Here is a 17,947-nt window from a genome sequence, read left to right on the forward strand (position 1 = left end):
CCGTCTGTCAAATAAATTAGCCGCCAACTATCTGGCTGGTTTATCATCATTAATGAATATCTCTGCGGTTTGTCCGCGATTTCCCTTTTTCCTGAGGTTGATGTGCAGTTAACAAGTTTCACCGATTACGGCTTACGTGCGCTGATCTACATGGCGTCGTTACCCGATGGGAAAATGACCAGTATCTCTGAAGTGACAGAGGTCTACGGCGTATCCCGTAATCATATGGTCAAAATAATCAATCAACTTAGCCGTGCCGGATACGTTGCTGCCGTCCGCGGGAAGAATGGTGGGATCCGTCTCGGTAAACCGGCACAGAGTATTCGTGTTGGCGATGTGGTACGTGAACTGGAGCCATTATCTCTGGTGAACTGCAGCAGCGAGTTCTGCCACATTACGCCCGCTTGTCGCCTGAAACAGGCGCTTTCTAAGGCCGTGCAAAGTTTTCTCATGGAGCTGGATAACTACACGCTGGCCGATTTGGTTGAAGAGAATCAACCGCTTTATAAATTATTGCTGGTGGAATGAAGAAAATTTCCACCGGAGCTGACAACGGAGGAACCGACATGTCACACGATCCTTTCCAGGAACGCGAAGCCGAAAAATACGCGAATCCTATCCCCAGCCGCGAGTTCATCATTGAACACTTAACAAAACGCGAAAAACCCGCCAATCGTGAAGAACTTGCCGTTGAATTAAACATTGAAGGTGAAGAGCAAATTGAAGCCCTTCGCCGCCGCCTGCGCGCGATGGAGCGCGACGGGCAGCTGGTCTTTACCCGCCGCCAGTGCTACGCGCTGCCAGAACGCCTCGATCTGCTGAAAGGGACCGTTATTGGTCACCGCGATGGGTTCGGCTTCCTGCGCGTTGAAGGGCGTAAAGACGATCTGTATCTCTCATCTGAACAGATGAAAATGTGCATCCACGGTGACCAGATCCTGGCACAGCCGCTGGGCGCCGACCGTAAAGGTCGCCGCGAAGCGCGCGTCGTGCGCGTTCTGGTGCCAAAAACCAGCCAGATTGTTGGCCGCTACTTTACCGACGCGGGCGTAGGCTTCGTGGTCCCGGACGACAGCCGTCTGAGCTTCGACATCCTGATCCCACCTGAAGAGGTAATGGGTGCCCGCATGGGCTTTGTGGTGGTGGTGGAACTCACCCAGCGCCCAACCCGTCGCACCAAAGCGGTAGGTAAAATCGTCGAAGTACTGGGCGATAATATGGGCACCACGATGGCCGTTGATATGGCGCTGCGTACCCATGAAATTCCGTACGTCTGGCCGAAAGCGGTTGAAGAGCAGATCGAAAGCCTGCGTGAAGAAGTCCCGGAAGAGTCCAAAGTGGGCCGCGTGGATCTCCGCTCCCTGCCGCTGGTCACTATCGATGGTGAAGACGCCCGCGACTTCGATGACGCCGTCTACTGCGAGAAAAAACGCGGCGGCGGCTGGCGTCTGTGGGTGGCTATTGCGGACGTAAGCTACTATGTCCGTCCGCATACCCCGCTGGATAACGAAGCGCGCAGCCGTGGCACCTCAGTCTACTTCCCGTCGCAGGTTGTCCCGATGCTGCCGGAAGTGCTGTCTAACGGCCTGTGCTCCCTGAACCCGCAGGTTGACCGTCTCTGCATGGTTTGTGAGATGACCATCTCCACCAAAGGGCGCTTAACGGGCTACAAGTTCTACGAAGCGGTAATGAGCTCGCATGCGCGTCTGACCTATACCAAGGTCTGGCATATGCTGCAGGGCGACCAGGAGCTTCGCGAGCAGTATGCACCGCTGGTTAAACATATTGAAGAGCTGCATAACCTCTACAAAACGCTGGACCAGGCGCGCGAAGAGCGCGGCGGGATCTCGTTTGAGAGTGAAGAGGCGAAATTTATCTTCAACGCTGAGCGCCGCATTGAGCGTATCGAACAGACCCAGCGTAACGATGCGCACAAGCTGATCGAAGAGTGTATGATCCTGGCGAATATCTCGGCGGCACGCTTCGTCGAAAAAGCCAAAGAACCGGCGCTGTTCCGTATTCACGATAAGCCGACCACGGAAGCCATTACGTCGTTCCGCTCCGTGCTGGCCGAACTCGGTCTGGAGCTGCCGGGCGGCAACAAGCCAGAGCCGCGCGATTACGCCGAGCTGCTGGAGTCCATTAGCGATCGTCCGGATGCAGAAATGCTGCAGACGATGCTGCTGCGCTCTATGAAGCAGGCGATTTACGATCCGGAAAACCGTGGTCACTTCGGCCTGGCGCTGCAGTCTTATGCCCACTTCACGTCGCCGATCCGTCGTTACCCTGACCTCTCTTTGCACCGCGCGATCAAGTATCTGCTGGCGCAGGAGCAGGGCCATAAAGGGAATACCACCGAAACCGGTGGCTACCACTATTCGATGGAAGAGATGCTGCAGCTGGGTCAGCACTGCTCCATGGCCGAGCGTCGTGCCGATGAAGCCACTCGTGACGTTGCGGACTGGCTGAAGTGTGACTTTATGCTGGATCAGGTAGGCAACGTTTTCAAAGGCGTGATTGCCAGCGTGACCGGCTTTGGTTTCTTCGTACGGCTGGACGAGCTGTTTATCGACGGTCTGGTGCACGTCTCCAGCCTGGATAACGACTATTATCGCTTCGACCAGGTCGGCCAGCGCCTGATTGGCGAGTCTGGCGGTCAGACCTATCGTCTGGGCGACCGTGTGGAAGTGAAGGTTGAGGCCGTGAATATGGACGACCGTAAAATCGACTTCAGCCTGATCTCCAGCGAGCGCGCGCCGCGTAACGTCGGCAAAACCGAGCGTGAGAAAGCGAAAAAAGGCGGTAACGGTAAACCGGGCGGCGGTAAACGTCGTCAGGCGGGGAAGAAGGTAAACTTCGAACCGGACAGCGCGTTCCGCGGCGAGAAGAAACAGAAGCCGAAGGCGGCGAAGAAAGAAGCTCGCTCAGCGAAAAAGCCTTCCGCTAAGACCCAGAAAATCGCTGCCGCCACCAAAGCGAAGCGCGCGGCCAAGAAAAAGCAGGCGAAGTAATTTTCCCCTCACCCTGACCCTCTCCCCAGTGGGGAGAGGGGTAATATTTATTACGAGAACCATCAATGAGTGAAATGATTTACGGCATCCACGCGGTGCAGGCCCTGCTGGAGCGCGCACCGGAGCGTTTTCAGGAAGTGTTTATTCTGAAAGGGCGTGAAGACAAACGTCTGATGCCGCTGATCCACGCGCTGGAAGCGCAGGGCGTGGTGATCCAGCTGGCAAACCGCCAGTTCCTGGATGAGAAAAGTGAAGGCGCGGTTCACCAGGGGATTATCGCCCGCGTGAAGCCGGGCCGTCAGTATCAGGAAAACGATCTGCCGGATCTGATTGCCGAGCTGGAGAATCCGTTCTTCCTGATCCTCGATGGCGTTACCGATCCGCACAACCTCGGTGCCTGCCTGCGCAGCGCGGATGCGGCGGGCGTGCATGCGGTGATCGTGCCGAAAGATCGTTCTGCACAGCTGAATGCGACGGCGAAGAAAGTGGCCTGCGGCGCGGCGGAAAACGTTCCGCTGATCCGCGTGACCAACCTGGCGCGCACCATGCGTCTGCTGCAGGAAGAGAACATCTGGATCGTCGGTACCGCCGGTGAAGCGGATCATACCCTGTATCAGAGCAAAATGACCGGCCGCCTGGCGCTGGTAATGGGTGCGGAAGGTGAAGGTATGCGTCGCCTGACGCGCGAGCACTGCGATGAGCTGATCAGCATTCCGATGGCGGGCAGCGTGTCGTCCCTGAACGTTTCCGTTGCGACAGGTATCTGCCTGTTTGAAGCGGTGCGTCAGCGCGGAGAATAAACAGCAAGGCCGTCCGGTGGACGGCCTTTTGTGTTTTCGCCCTCTCCCGGTGGGAGAGGGCCGGGGTGAGGGCACCAGACGGTGACAACCTCACTCCTCTAACGACCGCAGATGGTCATCCTTCCTCAGCGTCAACAGCGCGGCAATACTCACTACCGCCGTCGCCATCACGTAATACCCCGGAATATCCAGGTTTCCCGTTTCTTTAATCAGACCGGTGATAATCAGCCCCGCACACCCCGAGAAAATCGCGTTCGACAGGGAATAGGCCAGCCCAAGGCCGGTATAGCGCACGCGCGTCGGGAACATCTCCGAAAGCATCGCGGGCCCCGGACCTGCCAGCATTCCCACCAGACCGCCTGCAATCAATACCACGACCGCTTTCACCGCCAGCGTGCTGGACTCCGCCTGCAAAATTTTCAGCAGCGGCAGGGCGAGGAGCAGCAGCAGTACGGTGGCGATAATCATCACCGTACGGCGGCCAATCCTGTCGCTCAGGATCCCTGACGGGATAATCGTCAGCGCAAAACCGATATTCGATATCACCGCTATCAGCAGCGCCTGGTTAAACCCGGTGTGCAGCGCCGACTGCAGATAGGTCGGCATAATGACCAGATAGGTATACCCCGCCGCGGACCAGACCATTACGCGGCCAATCCCCATCATGATGGCTTTGACCGTGGCGACGGTATCCGCCTGAGCGACGAGCGGTTTTTCCTGCTGCTGCACAAAGCTTGGCGTCTCTTCCATGCTGACACGCAGCCACAGCGCAACGACGCCCATAGGCAGCGCCAGGAAGAACGGAATGCGCCAGCCCCAGTCATGCAATACCTCAGGCGTGAGGAGGGCGGAGAGTAGCGCCACGATGCCTGCGCCCGCTAACAAGCCCAGCGCCACGGTAAAGGACTGCCACGCGCCGTAGAGCCCGCGCTTGCCGCGTGGGGCAAACTCCGTCATCAGCGAGACCGCACCGCCGTACTCGCCGCCCGCGAACAACCCCTGCAGGATGCGTAGCAGCGTGATAATCAGCGGCGCTGCGATACCGATGCTGGCGTAGACCGGCACAAGACCAATGGCGGCAGTAGCGAGCGTCATCAGCACCAGCACAATAATCAGCGTCGGTTTTCGGCCGATTCGGTCACCGATGCGGCCAAACACCACCGCACCCAGCGGACGGAAGAAGAAAGCGATGGCAAATGAGGCGTAGGTAAGGATCAGGCTGGTGAGCCCCGCTTCCCCTTCAAGCTGGAAGAAATTCTTCGCAATGACGGTCGCCAGAAAACCGTAGACCGCAAACTCATACCACTCAATAAAGTTACCAATGGAGCCTGCAATTAATGCTCGTTTGTGCGCATCCGGTTGCATAACTTTCCTCACTGAAAGGGGGAGAGAATAAATTATTCAATAAAGCAGAAGGGATGAAATAGTTTATTCTTATGTTCTGTGAGCCATTTCACGAATGATATCAGCGGGATCGCCACGGTGTGACGTCACTCCCATGCAGCGTTAACGGGGTCTGTCCATACTTACCTTCATTGCCACTGAAGGAGGGAGACAGCATGCACTGGCAAACACATACCGTTTTCAATCAACCCGCACCGCTCTCTAACAGTAACCTTTTTCTCTCGGATTGCGCCCTGCGCGACGCGGTGACGCGTGAAGGAGCTGAGTGGGATATCGAACTTCTCGCCAGCATTGGCCAGCAGCTTGGTACGGCAGAATCACTGGAGCTGGGCCGGCTGGCTAACGTTAATCCGCCGGAGCTACTACGCTATGACGCCACCGGAGAGCGGCTGGATGACGTCCGCTTTCACCCGGCCTGGCACTTGCTGATGCAGGGTCTGTGTGCCAACCGCGTACATAACCTGGCATGGGAAGAGGAGGCGCGGAAAGGCGCGTTTGTCGCCCGGGCCGCGCGCTTTGTCCTGCATGCTCAGGTTGAGGCGGGCACGCTTTGTCCCGTCACCATGACGTTCGCCGCGACGCCGCTGCTGCAGCAGGCGCTCCCAAAAACCTTTCACGACTGGCTGACGCCGCTACTTAGCGATCGCTACGATCCTCATCTCGCCCCCGGCGCGCAAAAGCGCGGCCTGCTGATCGGCATGGGGATGACGGAGAAGCAGGGCGGCTCGGATGTACTCAGCAACACCACCAAAGCGGAGAAATGCAGCGACGGCAGCTACCGGCTGGTGGGGCACAAATGGTTTTTCTCCGTCCCGCAAAGCGATGCGCACCTGGTGCTGGCCCAGGCGAAAGGCGGGTTGTCCTGCTTTTTTGTGCCGCGCTTTTTGCCCGACGGACAGCGTAACGCCGTGCGGCTGGAGCGCCTTAAGGACAAGCTCGGGAACCGCTCCAACGCCAGCAGCGAGGCGGAGTTTCTTGATGCCTCCGGCTGGCTACTGGGGGAAGAGGGCGAAGGGGTTCGGCAGATACTCAAAATGGGCGGGCTGACGCGCTTCGACTGCGCGCTGGGCAGCCACGGGCTGATGCGACGGGCGCTCTCGGTGGCGCTGTACCATGCCCATCAGCGTCAAACCTTCGGCAAAAACCTCATCGATCAGCCGTTAATGCGCGAGGTATTAAGCCGGATGGCGCTGGTGCTGGAGGGACACACGGCGCTGCTGTTCCGCCTGGCTCGCGCCTGGGATAAACGCACCGATCCGCAAGAGGCTGCCTGGGCGCGGCTGTTTACCCCGGCCGCGAAATTTTGCGTGTGTAAAGCGGGTATTCCGTTTGTGGCTGAAGCGATGGAGGTGCTGGGAGGAATCGGGTACTGCGAGGAGAGTGAACTTCCCCGCCTGTACCGCGAGATGCCGGTGAACAGCATCTGGGAAGGATCGGGCAATATCATGTGCCTGGACGTGCTGCGCGTGCTGGCGAAGCAGCCAGGTATTCACGACCTGCTTGCCGATGAGTTTGCGCAGGTAAAAGGGCAGGACAGACACTTCGACCGCAGCTGGCGGCAGCTTCAGCAAAAGCTGCGTAAGCCGCAGGAGGCGCAGGGCAGGGAAATTGCTCAACAGCTCTTTTTACTGGGCGCCGGCAGCCAAATGCTGCGGCACGCATCGCCCCCGGTGGCGCAGGCGTGGTGCCGCATGATGCTGGACACCCGGGGCGGTACGCTGATGAGCGAGCAGGTACAAAGTGACCTGCTGCTGCGCGCCACGGGCAGGGTTGGCTAGCTTTTAAGCTGGAACAGACTCACCAGCTGGGTCAGGTGTGAACCCTTCTCGCGCAGCGTTTGTGCGGTTTGCTCGCTGCGTGAGATGCGATCGGCATTGATATGCGACGCTTCGCCAATATGGGTCATGGCGAGATTCACCTGGCCTATGCCTGCGGATTGCTCGCGTGACGCATGGTTAATCTCGGTGACCAGCTGGCTGATGTTATCGATATGAATGATGATGTCATCCATCGCCAGGCGCGTCTGTTCAGACAGCGCATGGCCCTCACTCACTTTCCTGAGCGTATCGCCAATCAGCTGTTCAATCTCCTTCACCGCGTTAGCGCTGCGCCCCGCCAGGGCACGAACTTCCTGCGCGACAACGGCAAACCCTTTTCCATGCTCGCCCGCGCGGGCCGCTTCCACTGCCGCATTCAGCGCCAGAATATTCGTCTGGAAAGCGATGGACTCGATCACGCGAGTGATGTCTTCGATGCGTTTTGACGCTTCGCGAATGTCGTCCATGGTCGACACCGCGTGGGTGACCGTTTCACCGCCCTGATGGACCGCGAGCGAGGTTTCACCCACCAGCTGCTGGGTTTGCTCCATGTTGGCGGCATTTTGCTGCACGGTCGCGGCCAGTTGCTCCATGCTGGCGGAGGTCTCTTCCACGCTGCTGGCCTGCTTGTTGATCTGCTCTGAAATCTCGCCTGTATCGGAGGCCAGCGCGTTAGTGCCCAAATGGATCTCGCCCGCGGCTTCGCGAACCTGCAGCACAATTTTTTGCAGGCCGCCGCCGATGCCGTTGATGGCATCGATCAGCTGGCCGACCTCGTCCTGGCGCGTCACGGGCAGGCTGGAACGGAGATCGCCTGCGGCGTATTGCCGGGCAAGATGGATAACATTACGCAGCGGTCGGGTCAGCACGCGGCGAATAAGGACCACGAACAGGCCAGCAAAGAGGATGGATAAGACCACGCCGGCCAGCAGGAAACGATCGCGCATGGCGGTGACGCTTGAGAGCAGCACCGATTTATCCACTTCACCCACGATAGTCCAGTTCCAGCCAGGAAGCGGGGTATAAGCCATCTTCAGCGTGCGACCGTCGTCGCTTGTGCGTTCGAGCGTGCCGGGCTTATCATCCAGAAGCTGCTGCTGCGTCGCGCCGTCCCACTTCGGCAGTTGTCCTTCTTCAGTGGCGTGGAACAGGTATTGCCCGCGCGTTTTACCGCTGCTGCGATCCAGCACAAAGAAGTGACCGCTTTCGCCCAAGCGGCGGTTGAGGATTTTTTCGCGCATCACGTTCCAGGAGTGAGTAATGTCCACCCCGACAAAGACAATCGCAATGACCTGTCCTTCGGCGTTTTTCACGGGCTGGTACTGGGTGATGTAGCGTTTGCCAAACAGCAGCGCCAGGCCACGGTAGACTTCACCTTTGTTGACGGCGGCAAAGGCCGGGCTGGAGGTATCCAGAACGGTGCCCATTGCCCGTTCGCCATTCTCTTTGCGAAGAGACGTGGCCACGCGAACAAAGTCGTTACCGCTGCGTACAAACAGCGTCGAAATGGCTCCCGTGCGGTTCAGAAAATCGTCAGACAGGGTGTTGTTTTCATGCAGCCCGGTTTCGCCACCTTTCAGAAGTGGAACGCTGAGCCCGTTAATCGTCTGGGGTTGGGAATTATCAATATTCAGCGGCTGCGGTAAAAAGGTGGTAAATAGCCGGGTATAACTCTCAACCTCTTCACTCAGGCTGGTGTTAAACATCTGCACCATGTCGACCATGCCGGTGGACTGATTATGCAGGTCTTCTACCGCAAGGGCCTCCAGTTGCTGGCTGGCTTTTTGGCTGAGCAGAAAAGTGAAAAGCAGAAATAGCGTGGCGACACTGACGCCCGTCAGCAGCGATAGCTTCGTCCCCAGTCCTGCACGGCGAAAAACGTTGATCATAAATTGCTCATCATTGAAAAGGTATGGTTCTTCAACGGCAGAGCGGAGATTACGTTTACTTAATTAATGTAACAAAATGTTATTTTATTGTTCTTGTTTGGTTTTCTATAAGATAAAAAATTTGCAAAAACGAAAAGCCACTAAAAATAAGTGGCTTTTATCAGGAGGGATATTACACGTAGAGAATGGCCTGTACCCGCCAGTGGTCGATATGGTTATCTTCCTGCATCTGGATGATGCGATACCATGAAGCACCCTGCTCATCGGCCTTTAATGCCACGACACGTTCAACGTCCTGCGGGCTCCCCGAGATATTATTCACGGAGATCTGGCCAATTTCATTCAGGCCAGTCACACAGTCAGCACTGGCGAATTCTGCTGACTGAGCGGTGGTGCTCACAAGGCCTGCAGAGAGCAACAGTGAGGTCAAAGCAAGAGTTCGTTTCATCGTCAGCTCCATTTCACATATCTCCGGTATCCGCCGGGCAATCCTTCGCGAATAAACTCCTTTCCATTGACGCGGGCATGGAGTTTATTGTGGACAGGAAAATGTCTATGGACGCAAAGCAGTGTAAATGTCGTTCAAATGAAAACCATTATTTACGGTACAAAATAGCCTGCGAGTACCACTGTCCCGTTATGATGGTTTCATCGATCATAATGATGACGTAATAATCTGCTTTGGCGGCGACGGCCTGTGCTTTTATTGCCGCTTCTGCGTCATCCGGAGAACCGCGAACCAGCGCGGAGACGGTGCCCATTCGTTGTAATCCTTCCGTCTGATTACGACGAATCTCCTGTGGATGATCGGCGACCGGTGGAGCGGGTTGCGGCGTTCCCTGCAGTGCGCTACAGCCACTAAGCAGAAACACCAGCAATAAAGCAGCAAACCTGCGCATAACCATATCTCGTTTCCTGATAGCCATAGTGTAGTTGTCTGTGAATTTAGTTTTGGGGGAATGTTCCCGAAGTGTTATCTGGGACGTATATTTCGAATGAAAATGGCGTGAAAGCGTAACCCAGTTCTCAACATTATGAATCATACATTCGCACAGGGTCGACAATGATTGAAATTGAAATACGCCACCTCGGCGACCATGAAATTTTACACGCGATGCCCGCGGGCAAACGTGATAAACCGCTGCCTGTTGTCGTTTTTTATCATGGGTTTACGTCATCTAAGCTGGTCTACAGTTATTTTGCAGTGGCGCTGGCGCAGGCGGGTTTTCGGGTAGTGATGCCGGATGCTCCCGACCACGGCGCACGCTTTACGGGCAATGAACAGGCGCGGCTTGGGCGGTTCTGGCACATTCTGTACGGTAGTCTGACCGAGTTTGCCGGGTTGCGCGATGCGCTTTATGAGGCCGGGCTAGTGGCCGATAACCGGCTGGCCGTCGCCGGGGCGTCGATGGGCGGTATGACCGCGCTGGGGATTATGACGCATCATCCTGAAGTGAGGTCCGTCGCCTGTCTGATGGGCTCGGGCTATTTTACGTCGCTGGCGAAGACGCTTTTTCCTCCTCAGGATTTAACGGAAATGACGGCGTTGCTGGCAGAGTGGGAAGTGGCCCGGGCATTGCCGCGCCTGGCCGATCGCCCGCTGCTGCTGTGGCACGGTGATGCAGATGATGTGGTCCCGCCCGACGGAACTTTCCGCCTTCAGCAGGCGCTGCAGCACGAGGGGCTGGATGGCAACCTGACCTGCCTGTGGGAAGCGGGCGTCCGCCACCGCATCACCCCAACGGCGCTGGACGCCACGGTGGCGTTTTTTCGCAAGCACCTCTAAACGCGCAGGATTTTCATGCCCTGATCTTCCAGCTTCTGGAGGATTTCAGGGTTGGCACCTTTGCCGGTGATCACCATATCGATCTGTTCGGCACGGCTGAATAACATCCCTGCGCGCTCGCCCACTTTGCTGCTGTCGACCAGTACAACGAGCTTGCCCACGACGTTGAGCATGTTTTGTTCCGCCATCGCGGTGAGCATATCGGTTTTATAGAGGCCATCTGCGGTAAGGCCTTTGCCGCTGGTAAACATCCAGTGCCCGGCATAGAGGCTGTTTTCACTGTCCTGCGGGCTGAGCGTAATGGACTGGCTTTTGTTGTACTGGCCGCCCATGATCACGACGCTCTCATGCTCCTGATCGATAAGATAGTTGGCGAGCGGTAGGTAGTTGGTGATGATTTGCACCGGCTTGCCGCACATTTCGCGGCCCAGTAGAAACGCCGTGGAGCCGCAGTTGATGACGACGCTCTCACCGGGATTCACCAGCTGGGAGGCCGCTCGGGCAATGCGCACCTTTTCATCGTGATTTTGCGCCTGATGAATATTCATCGGTGTCCAGCGGGGGCGCTGCTGGCTGATTGCTTCCGCCCCGTTGCGAACCTTTTTCAGTTTGCCGCTTTCATCCAGCTTGTTGATATCCCGCCGCGCTGTTGCCGGGGAGATCCCTAAACGTTCGATCACTTTCTCGACGGTGATAAACCCTGTTTGCGCCAGGAGTTCCAGGAGAATTTGATGCCGTTGCGCTTCCGTCATGAGCTATTCCGATAAGAATTGATTTGAAAAGATGATATTTGAAATAGCGTGAAATTACTAAAAGAAATATGACATCGCCAGACATCCGTCTGGCGATGTGGTTGCACAATCAGAGGAAGGACTTGAACGGCAGATCTGGCTCAATGGTGAAGCAATCATCGAAACCACGTGGATAGTGATATTCGAAATTGTCTTTATCCAGCGGCCAGGTGAACTTGCCGCCGACCTGCCAGATAAACGGCTTGAAGCCGTACTTCAGGCGATCTTTTTTCATCTCCCACAGCACGCGGATTTCCTGCGGGTCGGCCTGGAAGTTTGACCAGATATCGTGGTGGAACGGGATCACCACTTTGGTGTTCAATGCTTCCGCCATGCGCAGCATATCGGCGCTGGTCATCTTGTCAGTAATGCCGCGCGGGTTCTCGCCGTAGGAGCCCAACGCTACGTCAATCTGATGCTCGTTGCCGTGCTTCGCGTAGTAGTTGGAGTAGTGAGAGTCACCGCTGTGGTACAGGGAACCGCCAGGGGTTTTAAACAGGTAGTTCACCGCACGCTCATCCATACCGTCCGGCAATACGCCAGCGGCTTTCTGGTCGGCTGGCAGGGTGATTAATGCCGTACGGTCAAAGGCATCCAGCGCGTGAATTTCAATATCCTTGATTTTCACCACGTCGCCAGGCTTCATCACGATGCAGCGCTCTTTCGGCACACCCCAGCCAATCCAGAGATCCACGCAGGTCTGTGGCCCGATAAACGGCACATCCTCAGCGCAGTTTTGCATGACCGCTGCCGCCACGTTCACGTCGATATGATCGTTGTGATCGTGAGTGGAGAGAACGGCATCGATCTGACGAATAGCAAATGGATCAAGCACAAAAGGCGTCGTTCGCAGGTTTGGCTGCAGTTTTTCTACGCCTGCCATGCGCTGCATCTGATGGCCTTTTTTCATCAGCGGGTTGCCGTGGCTCTGTTTGCCCGTGCCGCACCAGAAATCGACGCAGATATTCGCGCCACCCTCAGATTTCAGCCAGATGCCGGTGCAGCCCAGCCACCACATGGCAAAGGTACCAGGAGCAACCTTTTCTTGCTCGATCTCTTCATTCAGCCAGCTACCCCATTCCGGGAAGGTGCTCAGAATCCATGATTCACGGGTGATGGTGTTTACTTTACTCATCGTTTTGGCTCCTGGTTTAATCAAAAGTAATCATTTGGTGATTTGCTGTGATTAATGCTGGCACCATTTGATGCGCTTTGCAATGGCTAAAATGCGGAATTTTATCTGTTCGACTTCACGGATTATCCGCTATCCCCTTGTTAGATCATTGTGTATTAAAGATTAATTGTATGAATAATAAGGAGTAATTCATTTTTATCATGCGGTAGTGAAAATCATTACTAACACCATGGAAATAAATTGCGTGATACGTCACAAATAATCAAATCCAATCTTGTGGTGATTATTTGTGATTAATAGAGTGGTGGCACCAACCACACAGGGATTGCCCCTCGTGTTCTCATTTCTGGAGAGAGTTATGGAGATCCTCTACAACGTCTTTACCGTGTTCTTCAATCAGGTAATGACTAACGCCCCGCTGTTGCTGGGGATTGTGACGTGCCTGGGCTATATCCTGCTGCGCAAAAGCGTGAGCGTGATTATCAAAGGCACGATTAAGACCATCATCGGTTTCATGCTATTACAGGCGGGGTCAGGCATCCTGACCAGCACGTTCAAGCCGGTCGTGGCCAAAATGTCGGAAGTGTATGGCATCAACGGTGCCATCTCTGACACCTACGCCTCAATGATGGCCACCATCGATCGCATGGGAGATGCCTATAGCTGGGTGGGTTACGCGGTTCTGCTCGCCCTGGCGCTGAACATCATCTACGTTCTACTGCGCCGCATTACCGGTATTCGCACCATCATGCTGACGGGACACATCATGTTCCAGCAGGCGGGGCTTATCGCGGTTTCTCTCTATATCTTCGGCTACCCCATGTGGACCACGATTATCTGCACCGCGGTGCTGGTATCGCTCTACTGGGGAATCACCTCCAACATGATGTACAAGCCAACGCAGGAAGTGACCGACGGCTGCGGCTTCTCCATCGGCCACCAGCAGCAGTTCGCCTCCTGGATTGCCTACAAAGTCGCACCGTATCTGGGTAAAAAAGAAGAGAGCGTTGAAGACCTTAAGCTGCCCGGCTGGCTGAATATCTTCCACGACAACATCGTTTCAACCGCCATTGTGATGACCATTTTCTTCGGTGCCATCCTGCTCTCCTTCGGTATTGACGTGGTGCAGGCGATGGCGGGGAAAACCCACTGGACGGTTTATATCCTGCAGACCGGTTTCTCCTTCGCGGTGGCGATTTTCATTATTACTCAGGGCGTGCGCATGTTCGTTGCCGAGCTGTCAGAAGCTTTCAACGGCATCTCCCAGCGCCTGATTCCCGGCGCGGTTCTGGCCATCGACTGTGCCGCAATCTACAGCTTCGCGCCAAACGCGGTGGTCTGGGGCTTTATGTGGGGCACCATCGGCCAACTGATTGCAGTGGGCATTCTGGTGGGCTGCGGCTCGTCCATTCTGATCATTCCTGGCTTTATCCCGATGTTCTTCTCCAACGCCACCATCGGCGTCTTCGCGAACCATTTTGGCGGTTGGCGCGCGGCGCTCAAGATTTGCCTGGTGATGGGCATGGTTGAAATCTTCGGGTGTGTGTGGGCGGTCAAGCTCACCGGTATGAGCGCCTGGATGGGCATGGCGGACTGGTCAATTCTGGCACCACCGATGATGCAGGGCTTCGCCTCCGTCGGACTGATCTTTATGGCCGTCATCATCCTGATTGCTCTGGCTTATATGTTCTTCGCGGGCCGCACGCTGCGCGCTGAAGAAGATGCGGAAAAACAAACAGCAGAAGTTTCTGCTCATTAAGGAGTTTCGATTATGACCGTACGTATCCTGGCTGTCTGTGGCAATGGGCAAGGTAGCTCCATGATCATGAAGATGAAAGTGGACCAGTTTTTAACCCAGTCAAACATCGATCACACGGTGAACAGCTGCGCAGTGGGTGAATATAAAAGCGAGCTGAACGGCGCGGACATCATCATTGCCTCTACCCATATCGCCGGTGAAATCACCGTGACGGGCAATAAATATGTCGTGGGGGTACGCAACATGCTGTCGCCTGCGGATTTCGGTCCCAAGCTGCTGGAAGTGATCAAAGAACACTTCCCACAAGACGTGAAGTAAGGACGCCATATGAAACTACGTGATTCGCTGGCAGAGAATAACTCCATCCTTTTACAGGCTGAGGCCAGCACCTGGCAGGAAGCGGTAAAGCTGAGCGTGGATTTACTGGTCAAGGCTGACGTGGTCGAGCCGCGTTACTACCAGGCCATTCTTGATGGCGTCGCGCAGCACGGTCCTTACTTTGTCATTGCTCCGGGCTTGGCCATGCCGCATGGCCGCCCGGAAGAGGGCGTGAAGAAAACCGGCTTTGCGCTGGTGACGCTGAAAACGCCGCTGGTGTTTAACCACGAAGATAACGACCCGGTCGATATCCTGATCACCATGGCGGCCGTTGATGCCAACACCCACCAGGAGGTGGGCATCATGCAGATCGTCAATCTGTTTGATGATGAAGCCAATTTTGACCGTTTACGCGCCTGCCGCACCGAGCAGGAAGTGCTGGATTTAATTGATACCGCTACTGCGGCGGCAGTCTAAGAGGAATTGAAAATGTCATTACCTATGTTGCAGGTTGCGCTCGATAATCAGACGTTGTCTCACGCCTACGAAACGACTCGCCTGATTGCGGAAGAAGTCGACATCATCGAAGTGGGCACCATTCTGTGCGTCGGCGAGGGCGTTCGCGCCGTTCGTGACCTGAAGGCCCTCTACCCACATAAAATCGTGCTGGCGGATGCTAAAATTGCTGACGCAGGCAAAATTCTCTCTCGCATGTGCTTCGAAGCCAACGCCGACTGGGTCACCGTGATCTGCTGTGCAGATATCAACACCGCGAAAGGCGCACTGGACGTGGCGAAAGAGTTCAACGGCGACGTGCAAATTGAGCTGACCGGCTTCTGGACCTGGGAGCAGGCGCAGGAGTGGCGTGACGCAGGTATCCAGCAGGTGGTTTATCACCGCAGCCGTGATGCGCAGGCGGCTGGCGTGGCATGGGGTGACGCGGATATCAGCGCGATTAAGCGTCTGGCGGATATGGGCTTTAAGGTAACCGTCACCGGCGGCCTGGCGCTGGAAGATCTGCCACTGTTTAAAGGCATTCCAATCCATGTCTTTATTGCCGGTCGTAGCATTCGTGATGCGGCGTCTCCGGTGGAAGCGGCGCGTCAGTTCAAACGCTCTATCGCTCAGCTTTGGGGCTAAGGGGCGGGTATGTTGTCAAAACAGGTCCCGCTTGGCATCTATGAAAAGGCACTCCCTGCGGGGGAGTGCTGGCTGGAGCGGCTGCAGCTGGCAAAAGAACTGGGTTTCGATTTTGTCGAAATGTCAGTGGATGAGACGGACGAGCGCCTCTCTCGCCTCGACTGGAGCCGGGAGCAACGTCTGGCGCTGGTGAGCGCTATCGCTGAAACGGGCGTGCGAGTGCCCTCCATGTGCCTCAGCGCCCATCGCCGTTTTCCTCTTGGGAGTGAAGATGATGCCGTGCGTGCGCAGGGGCTGGAGATTATGCGTAAAGCCATTCGCTTTGCCCAGGATGTCGGTATCCGCGTGATTCAGCTGGCGGGTTATGACGTCTACTATCAGGAAGCCAATGATGAAACGCGTCGGCGCTTCCGTGACGGCCTGAAAGAGAGCGTTGAGATGGCAAGCCGCGCGCAGGTGACGCTGGCGATGGAGATCATGGACTACCCGTTGATGAACTCCATCAGTAAGGCGCTGGGCTACGCGCACTATCTCAATAATCCATGGTTCCAGCTTTATCCCGATATCGGCAACCTTTCCGCATGGGATAACGACGTGCAGATGGAACTGCAGGCGGGCGTCGGGCATATCGTGGCGGTTCACGTCAAAGACACCCGCCCTGGCGTTTTCAAAAATGTTCCGTTCGGCACCGGGGTGGTGGATTTCGAACGGTGCTTCCAGACGCTCAAGCAGACAGGGTATTGCGGACCTTACCTGATTGAGATGTGGAGTGAAACGTCGGACGACCCGGCCGCGGAAGTGGCAAACGCGCGGGACTGGGTGCGTGAGCGCATGGCACGGGCGGGGTTGCTGGAGGCTGAACATGCTTAAGCTCAAGCAGCAGGTCTTTGAGGCCAACATGGATCTTCCTCGTTATGGCCTGGTGACATTTACCTGGGGTAACGTCAGCGCTATCGATCGCGAGCAGGGCCTCATCGTCATTAAGCCCAGCGGTGTGGCGTATGACACCATGAAAGCAGACGATATGGTGGTGGTGGATCTGGAAGGTAACGTTGTCGAGGGTAAATGGCGGCCTTCGTCGGATACCGCGACTCACCTGGCGATGTATCGGCGTTATCCGTCGCTTGGTGGGGTCGTGCATACCCACTCAACCCATGCTACGGCCTGGGCGCAGGCTGGGCTGGCTATTCCGGCGCTGGGTACGACCCATGCGGACTACTTCTTCGGCGACATCCCCTGCACGCGCGCGTTAACGCAGGATGAAGTGGAAGGTGAATACGAGCTCAACACCGGGAAGGTGATTATCGAAACGCTGGGAGAGAAGGAGCCGCTGCATACGCCGGGTATTGTGGTCTATCAGCACGGTCCGTTCTGCTGGGGAAAAGATGCCCACGACGCCGTCCATAATGCGGTCGTCATGGAGGAAGTGGCGCGAATGGCGTGGATTGCTCGCGGCATCAACCCACAGCTTCAGGGTATTGACGATTACCTGATGAACAAGCATTTCATGCGCAAGCACGGCCCGAATGCCTACTACGGGCAGAAGTGAGTAAGTGCTCTGGAATACCGAAAAACAGTTGTAACCGGTGGTATTCCGGAGCCATTCATAAAAAAAAGCCCCCGGGCAGGGGGCAACGTAAACTATGGCTATGTTCTCGTTGTTGGCTTTCCTGGTGCTAGCGTTAAAGCGTTATCGGTAAATATCTGCACTGGCGTGCATGTTGCCGTTGCTGCCGGGCTCACGGGTTAACATCACGTGGTAATAGGTTGCGCCCTGCGCATCGGTTTCTTCGTTTAGTGCCTGATCTGCTTCACTTTCCGTGGCGAAATTATGATTGATGTAAATGACGCCCAAGCTTTGCACATCATCCATGTTTCTGGCCTGCCGGCCGTCTATTTTGATGGCTGCCATCGCGTTTGCACTGAGCAAAAGCGCCGCCATTACGGCTAATGCGATTTTTTTCATGATATGCGCTCCACGACTGCGTGCTGTGAGAGGGGGATGCTCCTTCTTGAATTCAGGTGGTCTCTGATTAAAGTGTAACCACTCCTCCGGCGAGGATGCGTGACCATTTCTGATGCAGTTGTTCAAAAAAA

General features: G+C 55.9%; 18 protein-coding genes. 11 read left to right on the top strand and 7 right to left on the bottom strand.

Going from position 1 to position 17,947, the window contains the following annotated elements; translation table 11 throughout:
- The first annotated feature begins 102 nt into the window (after positions 1 to 102).
- The 3 genes from nsrR (at position 103) to rlmB (ending at position 3,811) form a co-directional block, all read left to right on the top strand.
- Positions 103 to 528 (top strand): nitric oxide-sensing transcriptional repressor NsrR, encoded by a 426-nt coding sequence (nsrR, locus tag ABR39_RS05585; protein ID WP_010427492.1) that lies wholly within the window; start codon positions 103 to 105, stop codon positions 526 to 528.
- A 38-nt stretch (positions 529 to 566) separates the two neighbouring features.
- Complete coding sequence (gene rnr, locus ABR39_RS05590) at positions 567 to 3,011, top strand: ribonuclease R (protein ID WP_047346125.1); 2,445 nt, start codon at positions 567 to 569, stop codon at positions 3,009 to 3,011.
- A gap of 65 nt (positions 3,012 to 3,076) precedes the next feature.
- Positions 3,077 to 3,811 carry a 23S rRNA (guanosine(2251)-2'-O)-methyltransferase RlmB gene (gene rlmB, locus ABR39_RS05595; RefSeq protein WP_028015258.1) on the top strand — a complete coding sequence of 245 codons (735 nt, stop codon included), beginning with the start codon at positions 3,077 to 3,079 and terminating at the stop codon, positions 3,809 to 3,811.
- A 90-nt stretch (positions 3,812 to 3,901) separates the two neighbouring features.
- Here rlmB and ABR39_RS05600 read toward each other — a convergent pair whose 3' ends face one another.
- A complete protein-coding gene (locus ABR39_RS05600; protein WP_047346126.1) occupies positions 3,902 to 5,176 on the bottom strand; it encodes an MFS transporter in 1,275 nt (424 codons plus the stop codon).
- Positions 5,177 to 5,370: 194 nt separating this feature from the next.
- Between ABR39_RS05600 and ABR39_RS05605 the strand changes: the two genes are divergently transcribed.
- Positions 5,371 to 6,993, top strand: coding sequence for an isovaleryl-CoA dehydrogenase (locus ABR39_RS05605; RefSeq protein ID WP_047346127.1), 1,623 nt, complete (start codon positions 5,371 to 5,373; stop codon positions 6,991 to 6,993).
- Here ABR39_RS05605 and ABR39_RS05610 read toward each other — a convergent pair.
- From ABR39_RS05610 to bsmA, 3 genes are all read right to left on the bottom strand, one after another.
- Positions 6,990 to 8,921, bottom strand: a complete 1,932-nt coding sequence (locus ABR39_RS05610) for a methyl-accepting chemotaxis protein (protein ID WP_047346128.1) — start codon at positions 8,919 to 8,921, stop codon at positions 6,990 to 6,992. The two genes, ABR39_RS05605 and ABR39_RS05610, sit on opposite strands and share 4 nt — an antisense overlap.
- A gap of 172 nt (positions 8,922 to 9,093) precedes the next feature.
- On the bottom strand, positions 9,094 to 9,381 hold the full coding sequence (gene yjfN / locus ABR39_RS05615; protein ID WP_021240708.1) for a DUF1471 family protease activator YjfN: 288 nt from the start codon (positions 9,379 to 9,381) through the stop codon (positions 9,094 to 9,096).
- Positions 9,382 to 9,517: 136 nt separating this feature from the next.
- Positions 9,518 to 9,847, bottom strand: coding sequence for a biofilm peroxide resistance protein BsmA (gene bsmA / locus ABR39_RS05620; protein WP_048339024.1), 330 nt, complete (start codon positions 9,845 to 9,847; stop codon positions 9,518 to 9,520).
- 137 nt (positions 9,848 to 9,984) lie between these two features.
- Between bsmA and yjfP the strand changes: the two genes are divergently transcribed.
- The gene (gene yjfP / locus ABR39_RS05625) at positions 9,985 to 10,707 is read left to right on the top strand and encodes an esterase (RefSeq protein ID WP_047346130.1); all 723 of its coding nucleotides are present in this window, start codon (positions 9,985 to 9,987) and stop codon (positions 10,705 to 10,707) included.
- Here the strand turns inward: yjfP and ulaR are convergent.
- Both ulaR and ulaG read right to left on the bottom strand, forming a co-directional pair.
- Positions 10,704 to 11,459, bottom strand: coding sequence for an HTH-type transcriptional regulator UlaR (gene ulaR, locus ABR39_RS05630; RefSeq protein WP_047346131.1), 756 nt, complete (start codon positions 11,457 to 11,459; stop codon positions 10,704 to 10,706). The genes yjfP and ulaR overlap by 4 nt on opposite strands.
- A gap of 109 nt (positions 11,460 to 11,568) precedes the next feature.
- Positions 11,569 to 12,633, bottom strand: coding sequence for an L-ascorbate 6-phosphate lactonase (gene ulaG, locus ABR39_RS05635; RefSeq protein ID WP_047346132.1), 1,065 nt, complete (start codon positions 12,631 to 12,633; stop codon positions 11,569 to 11,571).
- A gap of 358 nt (positions 12,634 to 12,991) precedes the next feature.
- Here ulaG and ulaA point away from each other — a divergent pair, with 358 nt between their 5' ends.
- From ulaA to ABR39_RS05665, 6 genes are read left to right on the top strand one after another with little or no spacing between them, the layout of a single operon-like run.
- Entirely contained in the window at positions 12,992 to 14,392 is a 1,401-nt protein-coding gene (gene ulaA, locus ABR39_RS05640; RefSeq protein WP_047346133.1) for a PTS ascorbate transporter subunit IIC, read from the top strand.
- 12 nt (positions 14,393 to 14,404) lie between these two features.
- Positions 14,405 to 14,710, top strand: coding sequence for a PTS ascorbate transporter subunit IIB (gene ulaB / locus ABR39_RS05645; RefSeq protein WP_000218355.1), 306 nt, complete (start codon positions 14,405 to 14,407; stop codon positions 14,708 to 14,710).
- Between the two features lie 9 nt (positions 14,711 to 14,719).
- Complete coding sequence (ulaC, locus tag ABR39_RS05650) at positions 14,720 to 15,187, top strand: PTS ascorbate transporter subunit IIA (RefSeq protein ID WP_047346134.1); 468 nt, start codon at positions 14,720 to 14,722, stop codon at positions 15,185 to 15,187.
- A gap of 12 nt (positions 15,188 to 15,199) precedes the next feature.
- Entirely contained in the window at positions 15,200 to 15,850 is a 651-nt protein-coding gene (gene ulaD / locus ABR39_RS05655; RefSeq protein ID WP_023345304.1) for a 3-keto-L-gulonate-6-phosphate decarboxylase UlaD, read from the top strand.
- A 9-nt stretch (positions 15,851 to 15,859) separates the two neighbouring features.
- Positions 15,860 to 16,720, top strand: a complete 861-nt coding sequence (locus ABR39_RS05660; RefSeq protein WP_047346135.1) for an L-ribulose-5-phosphate 3-epimerase — start codon at positions 15,860 to 15,862, stop codon at positions 16,718 to 16,720.
- Positions 16,713 to 17,399: an L-ribulose-5-phosphate 4-epimerase gene (locus tag ABR39_RS05665; protein WP_047346136.1), complete on the top strand. Its 687-nt coding sequence runs from the start codon at positions 16,713 to 16,715 to the stop codon at positions 17,397 to 17,399. Before ABR39_RS05660 ends, ABR39_RS05665 begins: the two co-directional genes overlap by 8 nt.
- Positions 17,400 to 17,540: 141 nt before the next feature.
- On the opposite strand, the gene yjfY is transcribed toward ABR39_RS05665, so the two are convergent.
- Entirely contained in the window at positions 17,541 to 17,816 is a 276-nt protein-coding gene (gene yjfY / locus ABR39_RS05670; RefSeq protein WP_047346137.1) for a DUF1471 family protein YjfY, read from the bottom strand.
- Positions 17,817 to 17,947: the final 131 nt, after the last annotated feature.

It is taken from the genome of Enterobacter genomosp. O (assembly GCF_001022965.1).
Classification (GTDB): Bacteria; Pseudomonadota; Gammaproteobacteria; order Enterobacterales; family Enterobacteriaceae; genus Enterobacter; species Enterobacter cloacae_L.